This is a genomic window from uncultured Tateyamaria sp. (assembly GCF_947503705.1).
Taxonomy (GTDB): domain Bacteria; phylum Pseudomonadota; class Alphaproteobacteria; order Rhodobacterales; family Rhodobacteraceae; genus Tateyamaria.
On sequence record NZ_CANNES010000006.1, the window covers coordinates 130470 to 152769 of the forward strand.

General features: G+C 62.2%; 23 protein-coding genes. 11 read left to right on the top strand and 12 right to left on the bottom strand.

Translation table 11 applies throughout. From position 1 onward, the window contains the following. Window positions 1–59 precede the first annotated feature (59 nt). Genes Q1A44_RS14595 through Q1A44_RS14605 form a run of 3 tightly spaced genes read left to right on the top strand, consistent with a single transcriptional unit; the run spans window position 60 to window position 2877 of the window. A complete protein-coding gene (locus Q1A44_RS14595; RefSeq protein WP_299626594.1) occupies window positions 60–1001 on the top strand; it encodes a nucleoside hydrolase in 942 nt (313 codons plus the stop codon). Further along, window positions 998–1447, top strand: a complete 450-nt coding sequence (locus Q1A44_RS14600; protein WP_299626597.1) for a GNAT family N-acetyltransferase — start codon at window positions 998–1000, stop codon at window positions 1445–1447. Before Q1A44_RS14595 ends, Q1A44_RS14600 begins: the two co-directional genes overlap by 4 nt. 32 nt (window positions 1448–1479) lie before the next feature. Further along, window positions 1480–2877 (top strand): YdiU family protein, encoded by a 1398-nt coding sequence (locus tag Q1A44_RS14605; protein ID WP_299626600.1) that lies wholly within the window; start codon window positions 1480–1482, stop codon window positions 2875–2877. A 45-nt stretch (window positions 2878–2922) separates the two neighbouring features. Here Q1A44_RS14605 and Q1A44_RS14610 read toward each other — a convergent pair whose 3' ends face one another. Beyond that, window positions 2923–3798 (bottom strand): DMT family transporter, encoded by an 876-nt coding sequence (locus Q1A44_RS14610; RefSeq protein WP_299626603.1) that lies wholly within the window; start codon window positions 3796–3798, stop codon window positions 2923–2925. Between the two features lie 146 nt (window positions 3799–3944). On the opposite strand from Q1A44_RS14610, the gene Q1A44_RS14615 reads away from it, so the two are divergent. Continuing rightward, window positions 3945–4826, top strand: a complete 882-nt coding sequence (locus tag Q1A44_RS14615; RefSeq protein WP_299626606.1) for a tellurite resistance TerB family protein — start codon at window positions 3945–3947, stop codon at window positions 4824–4826. 67 nt (window positions 4827–4893) lie between these two features. Here the strand turns inward: Q1A44_RS14615 and Q1A44_RS14620 are convergent, their stop codons facing one another. Next, entirely contained in the window at window positions 4894–6174 is a 1281-nt protein-coding gene (locus Q1A44_RS14620) for a DEAD/DEAH box helicase (protein WP_299626609.1), read from the bottom strand. Between the two features lie 89 nt (window positions 6175–6263). On the opposite strand from Q1A44_RS14620, the gene Q1A44_RS14625 reads away from it, so the two are divergent. The 5 genes from Q1A44_RS14625 (at window position 6264) to Q1A44_RS14645 (ending at window position 10168) form a co-directional block, all read left to right on the top strand. After that, window positions 6264–6683 (top strand): Fur family transcriptional regulator, encoded by a 420-nt coding sequence (locus Q1A44_RS14625; RefSeq protein WP_299626612.1) that lies wholly within the window; start codon window positions 6264–6266, stop codon window positions 6681–6683. Between the two features lie 19 nt (window positions 6684–6702). After that, the gene (locus Q1A44_RS14630; RefSeq protein ID WP_299626615.1) at window positions 6703–7395 is read left to right on the top strand and encodes an NYN domain-containing protein; all 693 of its coding nucleotides are present in this window, start codon (window positions 6703–6705) and stop codon (window positions 7393–7395) included. 1 nt (window position 7396) lies between these two features. After that, window positions 7397–8281, top strand: a complete 885-nt coding sequence (locus Q1A44_RS14635) for a DMT family transporter (RefSeq protein WP_299626619.1) — start codon at window positions 7397–7399, stop codon at window positions 8279–8281. Between the two features lie 66 nt (window positions 8282–8347). Beyond that, entirely contained in the window at window positions 8348–9622 is a 1275-nt protein-coding gene (gene eno, locus Q1A44_RS14640; RefSeq protein WP_299626622.1) for a phosphopyruvate hydratase, read from the top strand. Window positions 9623–9661: 39 nt separating this feature from the next. After that, window positions 9662–10168, top strand: coding sequence for a GNAT family N-acetyltransferase (locus Q1A44_RS14645; RefSeq protein WP_299626625.1), 507 nt, complete (start codon window positions 9662–9664; stop codon window positions 10166–10168). Here the strand turns inward: Q1A44_RS14645 and Q1A44_RS14650 are convergent. Next, window positions 10165–11202 carry an FAD-binding oxidoreductase gene (locus Q1A44_RS14650; RefSeq protein WP_299626628.1) on the bottom strand — a complete coding sequence of 346 codons (1038 nt, stop codon included), beginning with the start codon at window positions 11200–11202 and terminating at the stop codon, window positions 10165–10167. The genes Q1A44_RS14645 and Q1A44_RS14650 overlap by 4 nt on opposite strands. A 39-nt stretch (window positions 11203–11241) precedes the next feature. Here Q1A44_RS14650 and Q1A44_RS14655 point away from each other — a divergent pair, with 39 nt between their 5' ends. Beyond that, window positions 11242–11658 carry a cupin domain-containing protein gene (locus Q1A44_RS14655; RefSeq protein WP_299626631.1) on the top strand — a complete coding sequence of 139 codons (417 nt, stop codon included), beginning with the start codon at window positions 11242–11244 and terminating at the stop codon, window positions 11656–11658. Here the strand turns inward: Q1A44_RS14655 and Q1A44_RS14660 are convergent. Continuing rightward, window positions 11655–12764 (bottom strand): anhydro-N-acetylmuramic acid kinase, encoded by a 1110-nt coding sequence (locus tag Q1A44_RS14660; protein ID WP_299626634.1) that lies wholly within the window; start codon window positions 12762–12764, stop codon window positions 11655–11657. The two genes, Q1A44_RS14655 and Q1A44_RS14660, sit on opposite strands and share 4 nt — an antisense overlap. Before the next feature lie 64 nt (window positions 12765–12828). On the opposite strand from Q1A44_RS14660, the gene tyrS reads away from it, so the two are divergent. Beyond that, window positions 12829–14112, top strand: coding sequence for a tyrosine--tRNA ligase (gene tyrS / locus Q1A44_RS14665; protein WP_299626637.1), 1284 nt, complete (start codon window positions 12829–12831; stop codon window positions 14110–14112). 217 nt (window positions 14113–14329) lie between these two features. On the opposite strand, the gene lpxB is transcribed toward tyrS, so the two are convergent. From lpxB to rseP, 8 genes are all read right to left on the bottom strand, one after another. After that, on the bottom strand, window positions 14330–15487 hold the full coding sequence (gene lpxB / locus Q1A44_RS14670) for a lipid-A-disaccharide synthase (protein ID WP_299626910.1): 1158 nt from the start codon (window positions 15485–15487) through the stop codon (window positions 14330–14332). Next, the gene (gene lpxI, locus Q1A44_RS14675) at window positions 15484–16356 is read right to left on the bottom strand and encodes a UDP-2,3-diacylglucosamine diphosphatase LpxI (RefSeq protein ID WP_299626640.1); all 873 of its coding nucleotides are present in this window, start codon (window positions 16354–16356) and stop codon (window positions 15484–15486) included. Before lpxI ends, lpxB begins: the two co-directional genes overlap by 4 nt. Then, window positions 16356–17144 (bottom strand): acyl-ACP--UDP-N-acetylglucosamine O-acyltransferase, encoded by a 789-nt coding sequence (gene lpxA / locus Q1A44_RS14680; protein WP_299626643.1) that lies wholly within the window; start codon window positions 17142–17144, stop codon window positions 16356–16358. Before lpxA ends, lpxI begins: the two co-directional genes overlap by 1 nt. After that, window positions 17141–17605 (bottom strand): 3-hydroxyacyl-ACP dehydratase FabZ, encoded by a 465-nt coding sequence (fabZ, locus tag Q1A44_RS14685; RefSeq protein ID WP_299626646.1) that lies wholly within the window; start codon window positions 17603–17605, stop codon window positions 17141–17143. The genes lpxA and fabZ overlap by 4 nt, the downstream gene beginning before the upstream one ends. 77 nt (window positions 17606–17682) lie before the next feature. Next, window positions 17683–18243, bottom strand: coding sequence for an OmpH family outer membrane protein (locus Q1A44_RS14690; protein WP_299626649.1), 561 nt, complete (start codon window positions 18241–18243; stop codon window positions 17683–17685). A gap of 4 nt (window positions 18244–18247) precedes the next feature. Beyond that, a complete protein-coding gene (gene bamA, locus Q1A44_RS14695; protein ID WP_299626912.1) occupies window positions 18248–20500 on the bottom strand; it encodes an outer membrane protein assembly factor BamA in 2253 nt (750 codons plus the stop codon). A 226-nt stretch (window positions 20501–20726) separates the two neighbouring features. Continuing rightward, complete coding sequence (locus Q1A44_RS14700) at window positions 20727–20852, bottom strand: hypothetical protein (RefSeq protein ID WP_299626652.1); 126 nt, start codon at window positions 20850–20852, stop codon at window positions 20727–20729. 97 nt (window positions 20853–20949) lie between these two features. Continuing rightward, window positions 20950–22299, bottom strand: a complete 1350-nt coding sequence (rseP, locus tag Q1A44_RS14705) for an RIP metalloprotease RseP (RefSeq protein WP_299626655.1) — start codon at window positions 22297–22299, stop codon at window positions 20950–20952. Between the last annotated feature and the right edge of the window lies 1 nt (window position 22300).

Genomic DNA, 22300 nt, shown 5'->3' on the forward strand with positions numbered 1-22300 from the left:
ACAAGGGGTGCCAAAGCGGCCACGGTGCGCGCGATTTCATCACCGCTCACGAGGGTCCCATGGCACCGCGCAAGATCATCATCGACACCGACCCCGGCCAGGACGACGCGGTAGCCATCCTCTTGGCGCTGGCCAGCCCTGACGAGGTTGACGTGCTCGGCATCACGGCTGTCGCAGGTAACGTACCGCTCGACCTCACCTCCAAGAACGCCCTTATTATCTGTGAGTTGGCAGGCAAAGTTGATGTTCCGGTCTATGCAGGCTGCGACCGCCCCTTGGGTCGCCCGCTGGTGACGGCAGAACACGTGCACGGCAAAACCGGGCTTGATGGCCCATCCCTGCCTGATCCGACCAAGCAACTCACCCCCGGCCACGGCGTCGACTTCATCATCGACACCCTGCGCAGCGAGGCCCCGGGCACTGTTACGCTCTGCCCGCTCGGTCCGCTGACAAACATTGCCACCGCCTTCCAAAAGGCCCCCGATATCGTCGACAAGGTCCAGCAGGTCGTGCTGATGGGCGGCGCCTATTTCGAGGTGGGAAACATCACACCCACGGCGGAATTCAACATCTATGTCGACCCACAAGCCGCTGATATCGTGTTTAAATCCGGCATAGATATCGTGGTCATGCCGCTCGACGTCACACACAAGGCGTTGGTCACCCAATCGCGCAACGATGCCTTTCGCGCGCTCGGCACCCCCACAGGCATCGCCGTGGCGCAAATGACGGACTTCTTTGAACGGTTCGACAAGGAAAAATACGGCTCGGCGGGCGCGCCGCTCCATGACCCTTGTGTCACGGCCTACCTGATCAAGCCCGACCTGTTCACCGGCCGCCGCGTGAATGTAGAGATTGAAACCCAATCCGAACTCACCCTGGGCATGACCGTTGCCGATTGGTGGGGCGTCACGGATCGGCCCAAAAACGCGCTCTTTATCGGGGATCTGGACGACGACGGCTTCTTTGCTCTGCTGACCGAACGATTGGCCAGGTTGTGAGCGCCGCCCTCACCCTGGCCACGCCCGCGCATTTCGACCGTTTGATCCCCCTCGTCGCCGCCTTCCACGCCGAAGAAGGGCTGACACTCTCTGACGACCAGCGCAGCGCCGCGATCATGCCCCTGCTTGAAGGTATCCCGCACGGTGCCGCCTATCTCATCGGCCCGCCGCGCGCGCCCATCGGTTATATCGTGGTCACCTTTGGCTGGTCCGTCGAATTTGGCGGCATGGACGGGTTCGTGGACGAATTGTTCGTGCGCCCGGGCGTGCGCGGACGCGGGATCGCCAGCGAAGTCCTCATATCCCTGCCCCGCGCGCTGGCCGGCGCAGGCCTCAAGGCCCTGCACCTCGAGGTCGGTACGGACAATGAAGGCGCGCAACGAATTTACAGCCGCGCAGGCTTCCGGCTCCGCGACGGCTACCACCTGATGACGCGGATGCTCTAGCCAACGACCCCGGCGCGGCCTATCTCAAGGACATGACCCTGCACATCCCCTTCGACAACAGCTACGCCGCCCTGCCTGACGCTTTTTATGCGCGGCTCGACCCGACACCGGTCAAAACGCCGAGCATGATCGCCTGGAACAAGGCGCTTGCCACCGAACTGGGGATCACAGGCCAAAGCGCCGATGTTTTCGCAGGCAATACCGTGCCGCAAGGCGCCATCCCCCTGGCGCAACTCTACGCAGGCCACCAATTCGGCAGCTACAACCCGCAGTTGGGCGATGGGCGCGCGATCCTGCTGGGCGAGGTCATCGACCAAAGCGGCCAACGTCGCGATATCCAGCTCAAAGGCTCCGGCCCCACGCCCTATTCCCGCATGGGCGACGGGCGGGCCTGGCTGGGTCCTGTGTTGCGCGAATACGTGATCAGCGAGGCAATGCACGCGCTCGGCATCCCCACCACACGGGCGCTCGCAGCGGTCGGTACCGGCCAACCGGTCCTGCGCGAACAAGGGCCGCTGCCGGGCGCCGTGCTGACCCGCATCGCTTCCAGCCACCTGCGCGTGGGCACCTTCCAGATCTTCGCGCATCGCGGCCAGATCGACGAACTCAAAACCCTCACCGACTACGCCATCGCGCGGCACTACCCGGACGCGGATGGCCCCATGGGCCTGCTCGCCGGCGTCTGTCAGGCCCAGGCGGACCTTGTCGCATCATGGATGTCCGTGGGCTTCATCCACGGGGTCATGAACACCGACAATTGCACCATCTCGGGCGAGACGATCGATTATGGCCCCTGCGCCTTTATGGACGGCTATCACGAGGGGCGGGTGTTTTCCTCCATCGACCAGACGGGGCGCTATGCCTACGGCAACCAGCCGCGCATCGCGGTCTGGAACATGGCGCAACTGGCCACAGCGCTCCTGCAACTCTTCGACGACAAAGAGGCGGCAGTCGAAGAGGCCACCACAATCGTGCACAAAATGCCGGAACAGCTACAAACCGCTTGGCTGCACCGGTTCGGTGCGAAAATCGGCCTCACAAACCCGACGGCACAGGACCAACCGCTGATCGAAGAACTGCTAACCCTCATGCAAAACGACGGCGCAGATTTCACCAACACCTTCGCGGCCCTCGGCACCGACAACGCCCGCGACCAGTTCACCGACCGCGACGCCTTCGACGCTTGGGACCAAAAACGCCACTCCCGCACCGACCCCACCGCCATCGAAATCATGGCCAAGGCCAACCCAAAGATCATCCCGCGCAACCACCGGATCGAGGCAATGATCGATGCGGCGGTCAACGGCGACATGGCCCCCTTCGAACGCCTCACCAAAGCCCTGGGCACGCCCTACGCAATAACGGACGATGCCTTGCACAAACCACCCACACAGTCAGAGATCGTACCCGCCACCTTCTGCGGCACTTAACCCTTCATTGTTCCAAAAATATGCACATCCAAGGCTTGAAACAAATCACCGCCGGTTGATCAAAATCAGCCCCGCAGCCACCAGACCAAGGGCAAGCCAAATGCTCAACCCCACCTCTTCGCCCAGGATCACCCAGCCCAACAGCACGGCAAATACGGGCGAAAGAAAACTGAAGGACGCAACACCAGAGGCGGGGTAAATCTTCATCAGCCAGAACCAGAACAGGAACCCGAAACTGGCGATGAAAAAAATCTGATAGACCAGACCCGCCACGTGGACCCAGGCCAGATCGCGGACAAAGTCGCCAAAGAACAGGGCCGCAAACATCAACAGCGGCACAGACACCAAAAGCTGCCACAAGAGCTGCTGTTCGGCGCGCAAGACGTTCAAACCGGTCAAACGGACGCATAGGACGATGCCCGCCCAGCACATCGCCGCAACCATTGCCATCAGGTCGCCCCACAGGTTGCCGGGCGCGCCGCCGCGATCGGCCACGGCAATGACAACGCCCCCCATGGCCAGAGCCAGACCCAACAGGCGCACAGGCGTCAACCGCTCGCCCGGAAACAGAAAGTGCGCAGCCAGCGACAGCCAGACAGGCATCGCATAAAACAGGATCGAGGTGCGCGCGACGCTGGTCAGGTCAAGAGCCTGAAACAGCAGAATGAACTCGACCGCAAAGAGCACCCCCGCCAAACCACCGCCAAACCAGGCAGCCCGTGGCAAGGCCAGCGGAATGCCCCGCGCCCACATCCAGATCATCAGCACAACGCCCGACCCCACCGAACGCAGACCCGCCATGAACACAGGCTGAAAGCCACCATTGGCCAGCTTGATCACCACCTGATTGCAGCCAAGGTTCAGGGCAAAGGCGATCAGGGCCACGGCCCCGATCAGGTCGATATGGGATTTGCGTGTCATGGCCGCCACTAGCGGCTGGCCCGCCCGCAATGTCAATTGCCGCACGTCACCGCGCCATGTCGATTCTAGAGCGAGTTTCCCCCTCAGCCCCGCCCCGATTTGTGCCAAGCTGGCGCCAAGCGATTCTGCAAAAAGGGAAGACTGCAATGAGTTTGATGAAAACACTGGCCAAAGTGGCCATCGGTGTGGCCGTGGCCAAGGGTGCAAGTTCGATGATGAAAGGCGGCGCGGGCGGCGGCACTTCGGGCGGCGGCCTGGGCGGCTTGCTCGGCGGTCTCGCGGGCGGTGCGGGCACCCAACAGGCCGGCGCGGGCGCGGGCCTGCAAGACATGCTGGGCGGTCTGATGGGCGGCGGCGCGCAGGCCGGTGGCGGCAGCGCTGCGGGCTTGCAGGACATGCTGGGCGGCCTCATGGGCGGGGCGCAATCCGGCGGCACGGGCGGTCTGGGCGGCATCTTGGAAAGCTTGGGCGGCGCTGGCGGCGGCGCACAGGGTGGCGGCTTGCAAAGCATGTTGGGTGGTCTGGCCGGCGGCGCCGGGGCGGCGGGCCTCTTGGGCGCGCTCTCGGGCAAGGCTGCGGCCCGCCCTGCGGACAATGGGGCCAGCTTTGGCCAGGTCCTGAACTCCGCCTTTGACCAAACGCCCGAGCCAGAGATTGAACCCACCGCAGATCAGGAAGCCGCCGCTGCGCTGATGCTACGCGCAATGATCCAGGCCGCCAAATCCGACGGCAAGCTGGACGACGCCGAACAGGAAAAGCTGGTGGGCCAGTTGGGCGGCGACGTGGACGCCGAAGAAGCAGCCTTTGTGCGCGCCGAAATGGCAGCCCCCGTCGACATTGACGGGCTGGTCGCGCAAGTGCCCCGGGGCATGGGGCCACAGGTCTATGCCATGTCCCTTCTGGGCATTGATCTCGACAGCAGCGAAGAGGCGCAATACCTGCACAAACTGGCCCAAGGGCTGGGTTTGGACGCGCAATCCGTCAACGGCATCCACGCGCAACTGAATGTGCCGTCGCTCTATACCTGAACGTCGGTTTTTGAGTATTTAGAGAACAATGAAGGGGCTGGGCGTTTTGTGCCTGGCCCCTTTTGCCTTAGGCCGCCGGGCCTTTGGGTTTGGGCTTGCGCCGCCGCCGGTTGGACGGTTTGGCCCCGCCTGGTGCTCCGCCGGGACGTCCGCCACCCGGGCGCCCGCCGCCGGGGCGACCCCGTCCACGCCCGCCGCCGGGTTTGGCGGCGGGGTCTGGCATTTCCTCCCACGCGCGGCCAGAGGCCACGGGGATGCGGATCTTCATCACCTTCTGGATGTCCTTGAGATACGGCATCTCGTCCGGCGCACAGAACGCAATCGCCGCGCCATCCTTGCCCGCCCGCGCCGTCCGCCCGATCCGGTGCACATAGGCTTCGGGCACATTGGGCAACTCGTAATTATAGACGTGTTTCACATCCGGGATATCCAGGCCGCGCGCGGCCACATCCGTGGCCACCAAGATCAGGATCTCGCGCGATTTGAAGGCGGCCAGCGCCCGATCCCGCTGCCCTTGTCGCTTGTTGCCGTGGATGGCCACAACCTTGTAGCCCGCCTTGTCCAGCGCCTTGGTCAGCTTGTCAGCCCCGTGTTTGGTCCGGGTAAAGACGAGCGCGCGTTCCTCACGATGCTTCGCGGCCAGTTCAATCAACAGCGCCGTTTTCTCGGCCTTGGCGATGAAATGCACCTCTTGGGTGACCTTGTCGGCGGCCTTGCCGGGGGGCGACACCTCGATGCGCAGCGGCTCGTGCAGGTAGCTGGCCGCAATCTCGGCCATCTGCTTGGGCATTGTGGCCGAAAACAGCATTGTCTGGCGGTCATCGCCCATCATCTTGGCGATCTTGCGCAGGTCATGGACAAAGCCCAGGTCCAGCATCTGATCCGCCTCGTCCAGCACCAGAAAATTCGTCTGGTCCAACCGCACGGCCCGCCGGTCCACGAGATCAAGCAACCGGCCCGGAGTGGCCACAAGAATATCCGCCCCCTTGGACAGCCGCTGGATCTGCGGATTGATGGACACACCGCCCACCACAATCTGCACTTTCATATCCGTCAGGTCACGCAGCACGGCAGCGATCTGCCCCGCCAATTCCCGCGTGGGTGCCAGGATCAGACCGCGCGCGGTCTTGGGAGCGGCGCGCCCCCCCTCCTCCATCAGCCGCGCAATCAGCGGGATGCCAAAGGCCGCCGTCTTGCCGGTGCCGGTCTGGGCAAGGCCCATCACGTCGCGCCCGTTCAGCGCGTGCGGGATGGCTTGCGCCTGAATGGGGGTCGGTTGGGTCAGGCCCATCTCTGCCACACGCTTGGAAAGGGCGGCGGGCAGGTTCATCATGTCAAAATCGCTCATGGCCCCCAGTGAACCGAACCATGCATGGCGTCAACCGCAATTGCCGTAACCGAATTGTGCAACGCGCAAACCTTCGCTAAACGAACCGCATGACCGACACGACCCACAGCATCATCGCCCGTTGCGAAGCCGCAGGCCTGCGAATGACCCAGCCCCGCCGGGTGATCGCGCAAGTCTTGCAAGACAGCGATGACCACCCGGATGTGGAAGAGCTCTACAATCGCGCCAGTGCGGTCGATGCGGGCATTTCCATTGCCACCGTTTATCGCACCGTAAAACTGTTCGAAGAGGCAGGGATCCTGGACAAGCTGGAATTTGGCGATGGGCGCGCCCGGTACGAGGACGCCGAGCGGGAACATCATGACCATCTGATCGACCTCAACTCCGGCGAAGTGATCGAGTTCGTGGACGACGAGATCGAAGCGCTCCAGGAGCGTATTGCCGAAAAGCTGGGCTATGAACTGCGCGGCCACCGGCTTGAACTTTACGGCGTGCCGAAAAAACGCTGACCTGACCAAAGGAAACAAAGTGGCCGACCGTGACCGCCCCCTGCTCGCCGTTCTGATCGACGCCGACAACGTGCCCGCCAAATTCGCCGACGCGATCCTGCGCGAGGTGACGTCGATTGGCGAACCCGCGCTGCGCCGCGTCTATGGCGACTGGACCTCCGGCAGGCTCAAGGCATGGTCGGACCGCATCCTGCAACTGGGCCTCGTGGCGCATCAGGACACGTCCAACACCACGGGCAAGAATGCCAGCGACATCGGCCTGGTCATCGACGCGATGGACATCCTACACGGGCGGCGCTTTGATGGCTTTGTCATCGTGTCGTCGGACAGCGATTTCACCGCCCTCGCCAACCGCATGCGCGAGGATGGGCTGACCGTGATCGGCATCGGCGAGGCCAAGGCCCCCGAAGCGCTGCGCAATGTCTGCAACCGCTTTATCCTGATTGAAAACCTCGTGGACCAGGCCAAATCATCGCCCTCCCGCGAGGCCCCGAAATCCGCCCTGCCCCTGATCGAGGCAGCCATGGACAAAATCGACCAGGAGGACGAATGGTACGGCCTCGGCCAGATTGGCCAGGCCATCCAGAACGCCCACCCCGATTTCGACACCCGCACCTATGGGCACCGTAAACTCAGCGCTCTCGTCGAGGCCCTCAAAGGGGTCGAGACCCGCAAGCAAGGCAACCAGCTTATGATGCGATTGAGCCGCTGAGGTGAACAATCTCGACAACCTGCGCGGGGCGGCCATCATGGTGATCGCCATGCTCGGCTTTGCGGTCGAGGACGCGGTGATCAAGTTTCTGTCGGACGACCTGTCCATCGGCCAGATCATCGGGATGCTGGGCATGGGCGGCGGCATCGTCTTTGCGCTGATCTGCCGGGCACAGGGTCAGGCGCTGTGGACGCCCGCCTTTCTCGCGCCCGCCGTGATCATCCGCAACCTGGCCGAACTGATCGGGGCCGTGGGCTTTGTCACCGCACTCTCACTCATCCCGCTTTCGACGGCCTCAGCCATCCTTCAGGCCGGGCCGCTCCTCGTCACGCTCGGGGCCGCAGTGTTCCTGGGCGAACCCGTGGGCTGGCGGCGCTGGGGCGCGATCCTTGTGGGGTTCGCGGGCGTCATGCTGATCATCCGGCCCGGCACGGGCGACTTCAATTGGCTGGCGCTCTATGCGGTGCTGGGCGTTGTGGGGCTGGCCATCCGCGATCTGGCAACCCGGCGGGTCAAGGCGGCGGTCAGCTCGGTCCAGCTCAGCATGCTGGCGTTCTTCTCGCTGGTGCCTGCTGCCGCGCTGCTTTTGCTGTTCAGCGACAGCACAGTGGTCGCTCCAACGGCACGCGCATGGGGGCTGCTGGGGGCCTGCGTCCTTATCGGGGCCGTCGCCTATTTCGCGGTCACTGTCGCGATGCGCGTGGGCGAGATCAGCTTTGTCACCCCGTTCCGCTACTCGCGCATGATCTTTGCCCTGATCATTGGTGTCGCGATCTTTGACGAAACCCCCGACGCGCTGACCCTGATCGGGGCGGCGATCATCATCCTCTCCGGCCTCTACACGCTCTGGCGCGAACAGGTCGTAAAATCCGCCCCTGCGGCGTAAAACCCCTTGTTGTTAGCGCCACCATAACGCTAAACGCTGCATAACCTGACGTTAAGGAGCTGCCCCATGAGCACGATCATCGACATCCATGCCCGCGAAATCCTCGACAGCCGGGGCAACCCCACGGTCGAAGTGGACGTGACCCTTGAGGACGGCACCATGGGCCGGGCCGCTGTGCCATCGGGGGCCTCGACCGGTGCCTATGAGGCGGTGGAAAAGCGTGACGGCGACACATCCCGCTATATGGGCAAGGGCGTGCTGGAGGCTGTGGCCGCCGTGAACGGCGAGATCGCCGAGGCGCTGGTCGGCATCGACGCTACTGAACAGGTCGAAATTGACCAGGCCATGATCGAACTGGACGGCACCGACAACAAGGGCCGCCTGGGCGCCAACGCCATCTTGGGCGTGTCGCTTGCCGCGGCCAAGGCAGCCGCTGATTGGACGTCGCAACCGCTTTTCCGCTATGTGGGCGGGACCTCGGCGCGCATGCTGCCTGTGCCCATGATGAACATCATCAATGGCGGCGAGCATGCCGACAACCCCATCGACATCCAGGAATTCATGATCATGCCGGTCGCTGCGGACAACATCCGCGAGGCCGTGCGCATGGGCTCCGAAGTCTTCCATACGCTCAAGAAAGAGCTGTCAAACGCTGACCTTTCCACCGGGATCGGCGACGAGGGCGGCTTTGCGCCTGACATCAGCTCCACCCGCGATGCGCTTGATTTCATTCTGAAATCTATCGAAAAGGCAGGCTACAAACCGGGCGACGACATTCACCTGGCCCTCGATTGTGCGGCAACCGAATATTACAAGGACGGGTCTTACGTCTATGCGGGCGAAGGCAAAACACTGTCCTCGGATGAAAACGCCGCCTACCTCGCCGCCCTTGTCGCCGACTATCCGATCATCTCGATCGAGGACGGCATGTCCGAAGACGACTGGGACGGCTGGAAGGCCCTGACCGACATGTTGGGCGACAAGGTACAGCTTGTGGGCGACGACCTTTTTGTGACCAACCCGGTGCGTCTGGCCGAAGGGATCGAACGGGGCTGCGCCAACTCCATGCTGGTAAAAGTCAACCAAATCGGTAGCTTGACGGAAACACTTCAAGCGGTCGATATGGCCCACCGCGCCCGCTACACCAACGTGATGTCGCACCGCTCTGGCGAAACCGAGGATGCGACCATTGCCGATCTGGCGGTCGCCACCAACTGCGGTCAGATCAAGACAGGTTCGCTCGCCCGTTCAGACCGTTTGGCCAAATACAACCAGCTGATCCGGATCGAAGAGATGCTGGGCGCCACCGCCCAATACGCGGGCAAATCCATCCTGCGTTAAGCCTTGCAATTGGTCATGGTGGCCGCCAATGATGTCGCCATGACCCTCAACATCCGCACCCACACACCAGACGATCTGCCCGTGATTTCAACGCTCTGCTGGGCGTATCGCGATCTTCTGGTCGAACGGAACGCTGACTTTGCAGAGATGCTGGACCTCTATTATGCCAAGGACAGCTATAACGATCTGATCGCCGACCTGCCCCGCATCCATGCCCGGCCCAAGGGCGACATTCTGGTGGCAGAACGGGCGGATGCGGTCGTGGGCTGTGCCATGTATTACGAAATCGCCCCCGGCACCTGCGAGATCAAGCGCGTCTTTGTCTCAGAAGCCGCGCGCGGCAGCGGCGCGGGCCGGGCCTTGATGCGGGCCGGATTGGACGCTGCAAAAGCAGACGGTTACACGCGCATGGTCCTCGACACGGTCCATACCCTGCCCGAGGCCATCGCGCTTTATGAAGCGATGGGCTTTGCCCCCTGCGCGCCCTTCTACGAGCCCGATCCGCGTTTCATCGCCCATCTGCGCTTTTTCGATATCACCCTTTAGAACCGCGATGGCCCATAGGGTGCAATCAGGTCCGCCTGCGCATTGCTCAGCGGCCTGTCCAACACTTGGGGGGCCAGCAATTCGGCCGAGAGCGCCGCCAAGGTCACACCGGAATGCATGACGGCGGTAAACAGCCCCTCCGGCCCACAGGGCCCAATCACGGGCCGCCCGTCCTGCGGAACGGGCCGGTACGCCAGCATAACCCGATCCCACGCCAACGCCGTGCCCGGCACCAACGCCTCCAACCGCGCCAGCGCCTGATCCGCCAGCACATCGGGGCGGCTATCAATCTGCGTGCTGGCGTCCGATTGATGGGCCGCCGCCGTGGGCATCCAGATATGGCCGCCCGAGTCCTGGCGCACCTCACCCTCTGGCGTGACCAGCACATGAGCCAGCATCGGCGGCACTGCACCCGTCCGCATCATCAGCCCCGGACGGTCCAACATGGGCAGCGCCACGCCCAACGGCTCCAACAGCGCGGGGCTGCCATTGCCCGCCGCAACGATCACACGGTCGGCGGGCATCACACCCTGATCGGTCGCGACCCCGCTGACCCTGCCCGCAGTCGTTGCAATCCCGCGGACAGGCACGCCAATGATCCGGCGCACTCCCGCCAGCAGGTTCTGCGCCGTGGCCCTCGGCTCCGCCACCCCTTCGATGGCAAAGCGCAACGCGCGCGCCGGGGCCACGACATGCGGCTCTAACTCAGAAAACCCATCCTGATCAATGATATCCACGTCATAATTCAAGTCGCTCAGCGCTTTGAATTGCTGATCAAACCCCGCGCCCTCCTCCTCCCAACACAGCGCTCCGCTCCAGTTCAGGGGCACGTCCAAGCGCCGCCACGCCTCCAGCCCCGCCGCGCGCAACCGAAAGTGATCCGCATCCAGATAAAAGCTCGCATTGATCCAGCCAAAAGATCCCGCTGTCGCCCCGACACCCGACGACATCACCGTCACGTCAGCGCCCGAAGTGCTCAAGCTGCGAGCAAGCGCAGCACCGATGATGCCCGCCCCGATAATCACCACTTTCATATGCTTGCCCTCCGTTTCGGCCCACCCTAGGCTGCGGCCATGAACGCGCAAGAGATCATTGACCACCTTGGGCTGACGCCCCATCCCGAAGGCGGGCATTACCGGCAAACCTGGGTTGCGGAAAATGACGGGCGGCCTACCGGCACCTGCATCTATTTCCTGCTGGGCAAGGGCGAGGCCAGCCATTGGCACAAGGTGGATGCCACCGAGATTTGGCTCTTTCACGCGGGCGATCCGCTGATTCTGTCGCTCAGCGCCGATGATACAGGGCCCGCCACCGACCACCTGCTGACGCCAGACCTGACGCAGGGCGCACCACAGATCATCGTGCCCGAAGGACACTGGCAGGCCGCACGCAGTACCGGCGCCTATACGCTGGTCAGCTGCACGGTCTCCCCCGGATTTCAGTTCGACGGGTTCACGCTGGCGCCCCCCGGTTTCGACATCCCGCGCTAGGGCGCAGGCACGCTCAGCGTCCCGCCCGACACCGCCGCCCGCACCCCGGTCGTACCGGGGCAAGAGGTCGGCAAGCCGCGCGCCACGCGCACCGCGAGATAGGCAAAGGCCTGCGCCTCCAGCATATCGCCGTCAAGGCCCACATCCTCCACCGGCATCACCGGGCAATCAAGCGATACCGCCAGCATCCGCATCAGCACCGGATTGTGCCGCCCCCCACCCGTGACCAGAACGCGGGACGGGGCGCGCGGGCAATGCTGCATCGCCTCGGCCACACCCGCCGCACACATGGCCGTCAGGGTCGCGGTGGCATCGGCATCGCTCAACTCGGCAACGAGGCCGACCATCTCCGCAAAATCGTTCCGGTCCAGGGACTTGGGCGGAATACGGGCAAAATACGGCTCGGCCAGAAACAGCTCCAAGGCACCGGTCTCGACCGTCCCCTTGGCCGCGATGGCCCCACCCGCATCATAAGGCACGCCCAGGCGGGCCTGTACCAGATCGTTGATCGGCGCATTGGCAGGCCCGGTGTCAAAGGCAAGCAAGGCGCCGTCCTCTTCGGGCCGGTCAAAACCCGGGTCCACCCAGGTGATATTGCCCACACCGCCAAGGTTTAAAAACGCCACCGGGGCATCCGCCCCGAACCACTTGGCACAGGCGAAATGAAAAAACGGGGCCAGGGGCGCGCCCTCCCCGCCCAGCTCCACATCTGCCGACCGGAAATCCCAGACCACTGGCACGCCAAATGCCTCCGCCAACGCCGCCCCATCACCCAATTGCAACGTGCCCTGCGCACGGGGCGCGTGGGCAACCGTCTGGCCATGAAACCCGATCAGATCAACCTCGGCAAACTGGCCCAAAAGCTGGCGATGCGCGTCCATCACCACGTCTGTCGCGGGCGCCAAAACGTCGCCATGCCAGTGGCCCAACGCGGCGTGCAAAACGCCCCGCTGCTCTGCCGAATAGCTCAGATATTCCGCCGGGCCAAAGCCCTTGATCGTGACGCCATCGGTCTCGATCACCGCCGCATCCACCCCGTCCAGCGACGTGCCCGACATCGCGCCCAGTGCCCGAATGACCGCACCCTTTTGCCTGACCTTATCCATGGCCTTTTCCTTTGCCCCAACCCCCCGTATAGACTGCGCGCGAAGGCTTCCAAGGACAAGCACAATGACGTATGCCCCCCGCTCCGAATTCCTGCACGTGATGCAATCTCGCGGCTTTCTGGCCGACTGCACCGATATGCAGGGGCTGGACGAATTGCTGCTGTCTGGTCCGCAATCGGCCTATATCGGGTTCGATGCCACGGCCAAGTCGCTGCATGTGGGCTCGCTCATCCAGATCATGATGCTGCGCTGGTTCCAGAAAACCGGGCACCAGCCAATCGTATTGATGGGCGGCGGTACGACAAAAGTTGGCGACCCCTCGTTCCGCGCTGATGAACGGCCTCTACTTGGACCAGAGCAGATCGATGCCAATATTGCCGGAATAAGGAAAGTTTTTACATCTTATATCGAATTTCAAGGAAGCTATGACAACGAAAGCTGGTATAAAGTTGGCGAAGACAAACGGGCTTATTTGATCAACAACGCCGAATGGCTCGATGGCTTGAACTATCTCGATTTCCTGCGCGACATCGGCAGGCATTTCTCGATCAATCGGATGCTGTCGTTCGAAAGCGTCAAATCCCGGCTCGACCGCGAACAATCGCTGTCCTTCCTCGAATTCAACTACATGATCCTGCAAGCCTATGATTTCATGGAGCTTCACCGCCGCTATGGCTGCATCCTGCAAATGGGCGGCTCGGATCAATGGGGCAATATCATCAACGGGATCGACCTGACGCGTCGCGTGATCGAGGGCGAAGTGTTCGGTCTCACCTCGCCCTTGCTGACAACGTCTGACGGCAAGAAGATGGGCAAATCACAAGCGGGGGCCGTGTGGCTGAACCCCGACATGCTGTCGCCCTACGAATTCTGGCAATTCTGGCGCAACACCACGGATGCGGATGTGGGGCGCTTCCTCAAGCTCTACACCGAACTGCCGCTGGATGAATGCGACCGCCTTGGCGCGCTTGAGGGGTCCGAAATCAACGAGGCCAAGGCGCGGCTGGCCACCGAAGTCACCACGCTTTTGCACGGGGTCGACGCCGCCGCCGCCGCCGCCGACACAGCACGCGAAGTGTTCGAAAAGGGCGGCGTGGGTGATGACCTGCCCACCCTGACACTGAGTGCTGCGGATATCGGCGACGGGATCAGCATCGTGCAGTTGATCGTCAAATCGGGCCTTGCCGGATCAGGCAAAGAGGCCAAACGCCTGATCGCCGAAGGCGGTGCACGTCTGAACGATGAACCGCTGGGCGACGCCGGATTGATGATCGACGCAGGCGCGCTGTCTGCGCCGCTGAAACTGTCGGCAGGCAAAAAGCGGCACGCGCTGGTGCAACTGGGCTAAGGCTTTCAAAAAAGTAAACGCGCGCCGTCAAACCTTAACGGCGGGCGTTTATGACCGAATGGTTAACGCGCGGCGGGTGCCTAAAACGTACATTTTGCCCCCTTAACTGCTCATTGCTTGAAAATCAGGGCCGATCCCGGCGATCCGAGCCGGTCAAAACGTACAGACCTGGAATGAAACTGCTCATTTCACGGCGCACTGGGCACCGCACGCTGCGTTAACCCATGCGTGCCAAAACCGCCCGCGCCGCCCGAAGCCCCGGCGCTTCGCCCCCACGCCCCAGCTTGTCCATCGTCTCGTTCATCGCGGCCAACTGTCCGCTCGGATCGGCCAAAAGGGCCTCCATCGCCGCCACGACATTGGGCACGGTAAAGTCCTTGCCAATCACTTCTGGCACCACCCGGCTGTCCGTCACGTGGTTGATCAGACTGCCCGTATCCGTGGTCACCATGCGACTGATAATCGCCCGGCTGAGCCAATGCAGATCAAAGGCGCTGACCATCGGTGTGCCCGCCGCCGCCAGCTCCAGCGCGACGGTGCCAGAGGTGGCCAGTGCCACATCCGCCGCCCGGAACGCCGCCCGTTTTTCCGCCAATCCCGCCTGCAATTCCATGCCGCGCGGGTCCAACACAACGGGCTGCACGGGCCAGTCTTTCACCTGCTCCTGCACCAGCCCCGCCACCGCCTCAGCGGCCGGCAAAATCATCCGCATCCCCGGTCGGTTTGCCGCCAATTTTCCTAACGTTTCGCCGAAAACCGGGCCCATGCGCGCAATCTCTCCGCGCCGTGATCCGGGCAAAACCAGGATCAGCGGTTCGGCCCCTTCAAGCCCATATTTCGACCGGAAATCAGCCACTTGCGTGCCGCTGGCCTGCGGCACTGTCGCCGCCGGATGGCCCACAAAATCGCACGCCATCCCTTCGGCTATCATGTAGGGCGGCTCGAACGGAAACAGCGCCAGAACATGGTCGATCATCGCCGCCATCTTCTTGGCACGCCCCGGCCTCCAGGCCCATACGGTTGGGGCCACATAATGCACCGTGCGGACGTCCGACCCCGCCTTGACCAGCTTGGCCACGCGCAGCGAAAAGTCGGGGCTGTCGATGGTGATCAGCACATCCGGCTTGGTGTCGATTACCGCCTGCGCGGTTTCGGCAATCCGGCGTTTGAGGTGGAAATATTTGGGCAGCACCTCGGCAATGCCCATCACGCTCAATTCGGACATGTCAAAGCGCGAGGTCAGCCCATGTGCCTGCATCTGCGGCCCACCAATTCCGGCGAATTCCACATCCGGCGCAAGTGTCTTGAGACCCGCCATCAACGCGCCCCCCAGCGCATCGCCAGAGGGCTCGCCAGCGACAACAAAAACCCTCAGCGCACCCACAGGTACAGGCCTGCATCATTAAGGATCTGGATTACCCGGGCACGGTCCAAAACCAAGACGCCACCCGCCACAATTACGATGCCGCCAAGCCCTGCTGAAACCGCATTCCGTGCGGTCTGTGGGCCAATAGTTGGCAGATCGACGCGGATGTCCTGATCGGGCTTTGGCCCCTTGAATAACAAAGGCTTAGCGCCCTCACCCGACAGCCAATCAGCGGCCTCGCCCAGCATGTCGCCTGCCATGTCCATCAGCCCCGACACCGGATCACCATCGCCCAAAAGTGGCGGCGCAGACCTGCCCAAGCCGACCAACATCGCGTCCGTTCCAGAAGCATCCTCGCGCGCCCGGACGGAGCCGTTTTGCACCACGCACGCCTGGCCCAGATCGGCAGCCCCCTGCGCGGCCAAGACGCGCAGGGCAACGGCCACATCCGCCTCCGCGCCGTCACCTGGCCTGGTGGTGGTCAACACCCCCACAGGCGGGATCAGATCAGGGGCCAAGGCGTGAGCCGCCCGCACCGCAAAACCCGCCTGTTCAAACACTCCAATAGCCGCGCGCAAAGCGCCGTCCTCTCCCGATCCCAAGGCAGCCGCGAGCACCGGAACCAAGGGCATCGTGGCCGCGTCAATCTGACTGGGATCAAGCTGGGGGCGGTCAATGGCGCCGCAAAAGCAAACCTCCGTGACCCCCTTTTTTTTCAACGTATTCAGAAAGGTACCCAGACGCTCAATCCGAAAGGACAGATCGACGGCCAGCCCCTCGGGCACGTGTCCCTCCAGCGTGCAAACCACAGGCACAACCGTTTGTGCCGCCGCTACAGCAGCAGGCAACGCGCCCCGCCCTGCAATCAGCGCCAGCATCAGCGCGGCGTCAGGAACGAACGGTCGCTGTCGCCCATGACAAAGGCTACAATCTCGCGCACGTAATCGCTGTCGGTTTCGCGGCCCAGACGCTCGGCCCGATCATGGAACGTGCCGTCGCCCTGTGCCAGCATCTGAAACGCAGCCCGCAGCGCCGTGATGTCGGACCGGGCAACGCCGCGCCGTTTCAACCCAACAAGGTTCAGCCCATCCAATTCGCCGCGCGGCGCCTGAACCAGCCCATAGGGAATCACATCATTTGTGACCATGGTGACAGCGCCGATGATGGCCCCGCGCCCGATGCGAACAAACTGATGGATACCAGACAAACCACCGACGATTACATCGTCCTCAAGGCGGCAATGCCCTGCAATCGCTGCAGAATTCACCACAATAACCCGGTCACCGATATGAGCATCATGCGCGATGTGGCAGCCCGCCATAAAGAGACCGTCATCGCCGATCCGTGTTACGCCGCCCCCGCCCTCGGTGCCGCAATTCATCGTGACGTGCTCGCGGATCCGGTTGCGCGCGCCGATCTCGAGGCGGCTGGCCTCGCCCTTGAACTTCAGGTCCTGCGGCACCTCGCCAATGACGGCGAAAGAGAACACAACCGTGCCTGCGCCAATGCTTGTGTGACCGGTCACGACCACATGGCTTTTCAGTTCAACCTCGGGACCAATGACCACGTTTGGACCGACCACGCAAAACGGACCGATCCGGGCCGTCGGGTCAATCTGTGCACCCGCTTCGATCACCGCAGAGGGATGTATCGCTGCATCACTCATGTGTTGGACATATCCATCATGGCCGTAAATTCAGCCTCGCAGGCCATTTCGCCAGAAACCTCCGCCAGGCCGGAAAATTTCCAAACCTTGCTGCCGGCCTTGCCGCGCGTGGTGGTCAGCTTCAGCTCAAGCACGTCGCCCGGGACAACCATGCGGCGAAATTTGCATTTGTCGATGGCCATGAAATAGACCAGCATTTCCTTGTCGACCATATCGAGCGCGGTGCCCACCATCACGGCGGCCGTCTGCGCCATTGCCTCGACGATGGTGACGCCGGGCATGATCGGTTTGCCGGGGAAATGGCCCTGAAAGTGGGGCTCGTTCATCGTGACATTCTTGATGCCGCGGGCCGAATTGCAGCCGTCAATATCGACAACCTTGTCCACCAGTAGGAAAGGATAGCGATGCGGCAGGATGCGCTGGATCAGCCCGATATCTGCGGTCAAAAGCTCGTTGGTCATGGTCTGCTCCGGCCTTGTTCTGTGGTCTTTTCGTCTGGTCCTGCCTAGCAAGGCACGGGGCCTGCCGCAAGTCGGCGCTACTCTGCTGGCGCGTCCGTGCCGTCGCCCAGAACGTCGTCTATCCGCTCGACTGCGCGGGCCGTAATGTCGATCGCATTTGCACTGATAAAGACGCTGCGCCGTTCCAGGATCACCGCAGCCCCGGCCTCGCGCATGATCGCCTCAAGGACGGGTGCCGCAGCGGTCAGGAACCGGCCCCGGCTCTCTTCCAACTGGTTGGCAATGGCGCGGCTTTGGGCCTCGCGATCGCGGCGAATGGTCTGCACCCTTGCATCAAAGGCATCGGCCAGTGTGCGAAACTCTTCGGGCGTCAAATCGGGGCGCTGCGCGGTCAGGTTTTTTTCTTCTGCCTCAAGCTCGGCTTCAAGCGTGCGGTTTTCGTCAGCTAGGGCACGTGTCTGAGCCTCGATGTCTCGAACGACGCGCTTGCCAAAGGCGCTTTCGCTATAGAGCCGGTCACTGTCAATCGTCAGAACCGGGCTGCGCAGGTCTTGAGACAAAGCCGCGCCCGCCCCGATAACCAGGGCGAGCGCGAGAAGAACAACACGCGCGGGATGCCACATCGGACCAGCCCGCATGCGATCAGAACGTCGTCGACAGCGTCAGGTCAAAGGTCTGCTCTTGGTCGAAGTCTTCTTTGCGCAGGGCGTTGGTGAAGTTGAAGCGCAACGGCCCGACAACCGTATCCCACAGGATCGACACGCCGATCACGTGACGGAACGATCCGCCTTCTCCAACCACGCTGCCACCGGCCAGATTGACATCAGACAGATCCCACAGGTTACCCACGTCGTAAAACACTGCGCCACGAATGCCATATTCCTCGGGCAGACCTACAGGAAATTCCGCCTCGAACCGCGCTGCCACATAGATGTTGCCGCCCAACGGATCTGAATCCCCAGACCCGGAATTGTCACGCGGACCGATACCGCCGGGCTCAAAGCCCCGCAAAATACTTGGGCCAACAGCGAAGCGGTCAATGGTGCGGTTTGTGCCCCCGGACCAGGCCAACAGGCCCCCTTCCAGAGACGCTCGCAAGGTGACTTCTTCGCTGAACACACGGCGCTGGCCAACCACTTTGGCGGTGGTACGGATGTATTCGGAATCGCCACCCAGACCTGCAAAATCCTGGCTGAACTCAAGCAGCACACCGGCATTCGGGTTCAGCCCGCTGTTGCGCGAGTCGTAGCTGTAGGTATAGCCAAGCGCCGAGCTGAATTGTTCGCCCGCGTCGATTTCGTTCTGCACAACCGTGCCATGCTCGATCGGATCCCGCGCCAACACTTCGTTGGAACGCGCCGTATAGCGGAGTTCAAGCCGCCCGTTTTCACTGACCGGAAAGGTCAGCGAGGGGCTGAACACCAGTGCTTCACTGTCATAGTTGGCAAAGCTGCTGTCGCTTTCGCTGTATTGCAGGTTCAAACCAAAGGCCACATCGCGCCCCAGCAAGGACGGTTCGACAAAGCGGATACCATAGCGTTCCGCATCTTCGGCAGTCGAAAAAGTCAGACCAAGCGTTTGACCACGACCGAGAAAGTTCCGCTCTGTGAAGCTAACCGCGAGGCCAAACCCGTCATTGACCGAGTATGAGCCACCAAAGTTCAACGAGCCTGTAGGCTTCTCTTCGACATCAACGTCAATCACGACCTGATCCGGCCGCGACCCTTCGCGGGCGTTCACATTGGAAGAGGCAAAGAAATCAAGCACGCGGATCCGTTCGGCCGCATCGCGGATTTCGCGCGGGTTAAACGGGTCCCCCTCAGCGATTTTGAACTGGCGACGCAGCACGTTGTCCAACGTCGTGGTGTTGCCCTCGATGTCGATACGCTCGACAAAGACGCGCGGGCCACGGCTGAGGATCAGTTCCACATCCAGGGTCAGATCGCGATCATTGCGGATCACACGTGGCTCGACCCGCAGGAAATCAACGCCTTCGCGTTGGCCCTGCACTTCAAGGCGGGCCACTTCGGCCTCGACCAGAGTGGGCGAATACACCACTCCGGGCCTGACCTTTATCAACTCTTCATAAGCGTCTGCATCAACCTCAGGAAGATCACTGCTGACCGTTACCTCACCAAAACGAAACTGCTGGCCTTCCTGCACATTGAACACAAGGAAAAAGCCATCCCGCTCCTCGGTGAGTTCGGCATTGCTGCTAAGCGTCCTGAAATCGACATAGCCGCGCGAGAAATAGAAGTCCCGCAGCACTTGCTTGTCGAACTCGATCCGGTCCTCGATCAGGGTGTCCGAGCGGATGAGCGCCCGAAACAGGCCCGCCTGTTTGGTTTGCAGCACGCGGCGCAGACGGCGATCGGAAAAGACACGGTTTCCGACAAAGCTCAGACGCTCAATCTCGACCACGTCGCCTTCAAAAATCTCAAAAATCAGATCAACACGATTGTCCGCACGGCGGATGATCCGGGGCGTCACGCGCGCCGCGATGCGCCCCTGCGTGCTGTACGCTTCGGCGATGGAGCTGGCGTCGCGATCCGCTTGGGCGGGGCTAAAGACGCGCCGTTCCTGACTTTGGACGATGGCGCTGAGCGCTTCGTCGTCAAGCCGCCGGTTGCCTTCAAAGGTCACTCGGTTCAGCGTAGGAAGTTCGACCACGGTAATCAGCAGGCGTGATCCTTGCGGTTCGACTTCGACACTTTCGAAAAGTCCGCTGGATTGCAGGTTCTGCAAAGCGTCATTGACCTGACCCGCCGTGACCGTCTGGCCCGGTGCGATTCCAGCGCGGGTAATGATTGCGGCATCACCGACGCGCGCGTTCCCCTCCACTGAAATCGTCGTAAACCGGAATTGCTGGGCGAAGGCGGTGGCGCTTTGCCCCATCCAAGCCACTGAAACCAGTGCAAAAAACAGTACCGCTCGCAGGGCAGTGCGGTGGTCAATGTGCAGCATGCCGCCCGCGCCCCTCATCCCCAGTCCCATGGTGTATCCCCACGTGTTCAGACATCTAATACAGATGTGAGTAACGGGATTGCGAGGGCTTGTCAAAAGCACAAAAACCCGCGCCTAGGCGCGGGTGACAGATGTGTGACTGTGGATAAGTTTTGGCCTAGAGGCTGCCCAACCAGGCACCTGCCCCAAGGGCTGCTGCCAGCGTCGCGGCATAGAGCACGCGGTCAGAATTCAGCAACATAAGAAGGCTCAGGCCCCGGTATCCGCTTTGAAGTGTTTGCATGGTCTCAATCCTTTGGTTGGATTGAAACTAGACCCAGATTGCGGCCCCAACTTGGACCAACTGTGGCAACACTGTGGCAAAGCGCACATATACCGCCTCAGGGGCAGAAAAGATCATTTCCAAGCGCGAAGACCATCAATGTCAGCACCATCGCAAGCCCCGCTGTCATAAGGATGCGCAACGCACCATCGCTGGGCGGACGGCCCGTGACCGCCTCATAGGCGTAAAACACCAGGTGCCCGCCATCCAGTGCGGGAATGGGAAAGAGGTTCAAAAGACCGACAGCCGTTGAAAGGACAGCGATAAACCAGACAAAGCTTTGCGCCCCCTGGCTGGCCATCGTGCCCGACACCTGTGCGATGCCGATGGGCCCCGACAGATTACAGGTGCTGATAGAGCCGGTGATCATATGCCCCAATCCTGAGATGGATCCGCTGATGATCCGCCATGTTTGGGCCACACCGCCGGTGATGGCCGCACCTACGCCGGGGGATTCGGTTGCCGGTTCAAAGGCATTGGCACTCGCAACACCAATCCGCCACTGGGTGGCAAACCCGCCCTCGGGTTGCGGTTCGTCGACCCGTTTGGGGGCCAGAACTTTCTCAATCACGTCACCGTCGCGCCAAACGCTAAGCGCCAGGCTGCGCCCGTCAGACCCTTCGACGGCCACCACCAATTGCCCAAAGGCATAGACCGGCTCGCCGTCCACGGCCACGATCACATCGCCCGATTGCAGGCCCGCGGCCAATGCCGCGCTTTGCGGGCTGACCGAACTGACCATCGCGGGGCGCAGATACGGCCCCTGCACCACCTGTCGGCTGCCATCGCGCTCGACCGTGTAGTCAAAGATCGGTGTGGGCGGCAGGCTGTTCATCAGGTCGCCATAAGCGGGGTCTTCGATGCTGGGCACGGGCACGCCGTTGATCTCAAGGATCACGTCACCGACCTGCAACTCTTGCACTTCGGTGGGCATCGGGCGCAACTCGCCCACGGTCAGCGGATCGCGCGTAACGCCGTTAGTGTAGCCGACGATGGCAAAGACCAGAATAGACAGGGCAAAGTTGAACACCGGGCCCGCCGCGACGGTAGCCGCCCGCGCCCACAATGGGGCGCCGTGCATTGTGGCGCGCAAGCGCACCGGGTCGGCCTCAGCTTTGGCCATCGCCGCCTCATCCTTGCCGGATGCGGCATTGGCGTCGCCTGCGAATTTCACATAACCGCCGAAAGGCAACGCCGCGATCTGCCAACGGGTGCCGCGCTTGTCCATCCGGCTCCAGATCACGGGGCCGAACCCGATGGAAAACACATCCGCCTGAATGCCGGACCAGCGGCCCACGATATAGTGGCCGTATTCATGGATCGCGACGATCACGCTGAGCGCCACGACAAAGAAAAAGATGGTCCAGGCAAGGCCGCCAAAGGCGGGAATGAGGGCCGCAATATCCAAA

Coding starts and splice junctions, on each gene's coding strand:
- Q1A44_RS14595 (WP_299626594.1), top strand. CDS start 60: ATGGCACCGCGCAAGATCATCATCGACACCGACCCCGGCCAGGACGAC.
- Q1A44_RS14605 (WP_299626600.1), top strand. CDS start 1,480: ATGACCCTGCACATCCCCTTCGACAACAGCTACGCCGCCCTGCCTGAC.
- Q1A44_RS14610 (WP_299626603.1), bottom strand. CDS start 3,798: ATGACACGCAAATCCCATATCGACCTGATCGGGGCCGTGGCCCTGATC.
- Q1A44_RS14615 (WP_299626606.1), top strand. CDS start 3,945: ATGAGTTTGATGAAAACACTGGCCAAAGTGGCCATCGGTGTGGCCGTG.
- Q1A44_RS14620 (WP_299626609.1), bottom strand. CDS start 6,174: ATGAGCGATTTTGACATGATGAACCTGCCCGCCGCCCTTTCCAAGCGT.
- Q1A44_RS14625 (WP_299626612.1), top strand. CDS start 6,264: ATGACCGACACGACCCACAGCATCATCGCCCGTTGCGAAGCCGCAGGC.
- eno (WP_299626622.1), top strand. CDS start 8,348: ATGAGCACGATCATCGACATCCATGCCCGCGAAATCCTCGACAGCCGG.
- Q1A44_RS14645 (WP_299626625.1), top strand. CDS start 9,662: ATGACCCTCAACATCCGCACCCACACACCAGACGATCTGCCCGTGATT.
- Q1A44_RS14650 (WP_299626628.1), bottom strand. CDS start 11,202: ATGAAAGTGGTGATTATCGGGGCGGGCATCATCGGTGCTGCGCTTGCT.
- Q1A44_RS14655 (WP_299626631.1), top strand. CDS start 11,242: ATGAACGCGCAAGAGATCATTGACCACCTTGGGCTGACGCCCCATCCC.
- Q1A44_RS14660 (WP_299626634.1), bottom strand. CDS start 12,764: ATGGATAAGGTCAGGCAAAAGGGTGCGGTCATTCGGGCACTGGGCGCG.
- tyrS (WP_299626637.1), top strand. CDS start 12,829: ATGACGTATGCCCCCCGCTCCGAATTCCTGCACGTGATGCAATCTCGC.
- lpxI (WP_299626640.1), bottom strand. CDS start 16,356: ATGCTGGCGCTGATTGCAGGGCGGGGCGCGTTGCCTGCTGCTGTAGCG.
- lpxA (WP_299626643.1), bottom strand. CDS start 17,144: ATGAGTGATGCAGCGATACATCCCTCTGCGGTGATCGAAGCGGGTGCA.
- fabZ (WP_299626646.1), bottom strand. CDS start 17,605: ATGACCAACGAGCTTTTGACCGCAGATATCGGGCTGATCCAGCGCATC.
- Q1A44_RS14690 (WP_299626649.1), bottom strand. CDS start 18,243: ATGCGGGCTGGTCCGATGTGGCATCCCGCGCGTGTTGTTCTTCTCGCG.
- bamA (WP_299626912.1), bottom strand. CDS start 20,500: ATGGGGCAAAGCGCCACCGCCTTCGCCCAGCAATTCCGGTTTACGACG.
- Q1A44_RS14700 (WP_299626652.1), bottom strand. CDS start 20,852: ATGCAAACACTTCAAAGCGGATACCGGGGCCTGAGCCTTCTTATGTTG.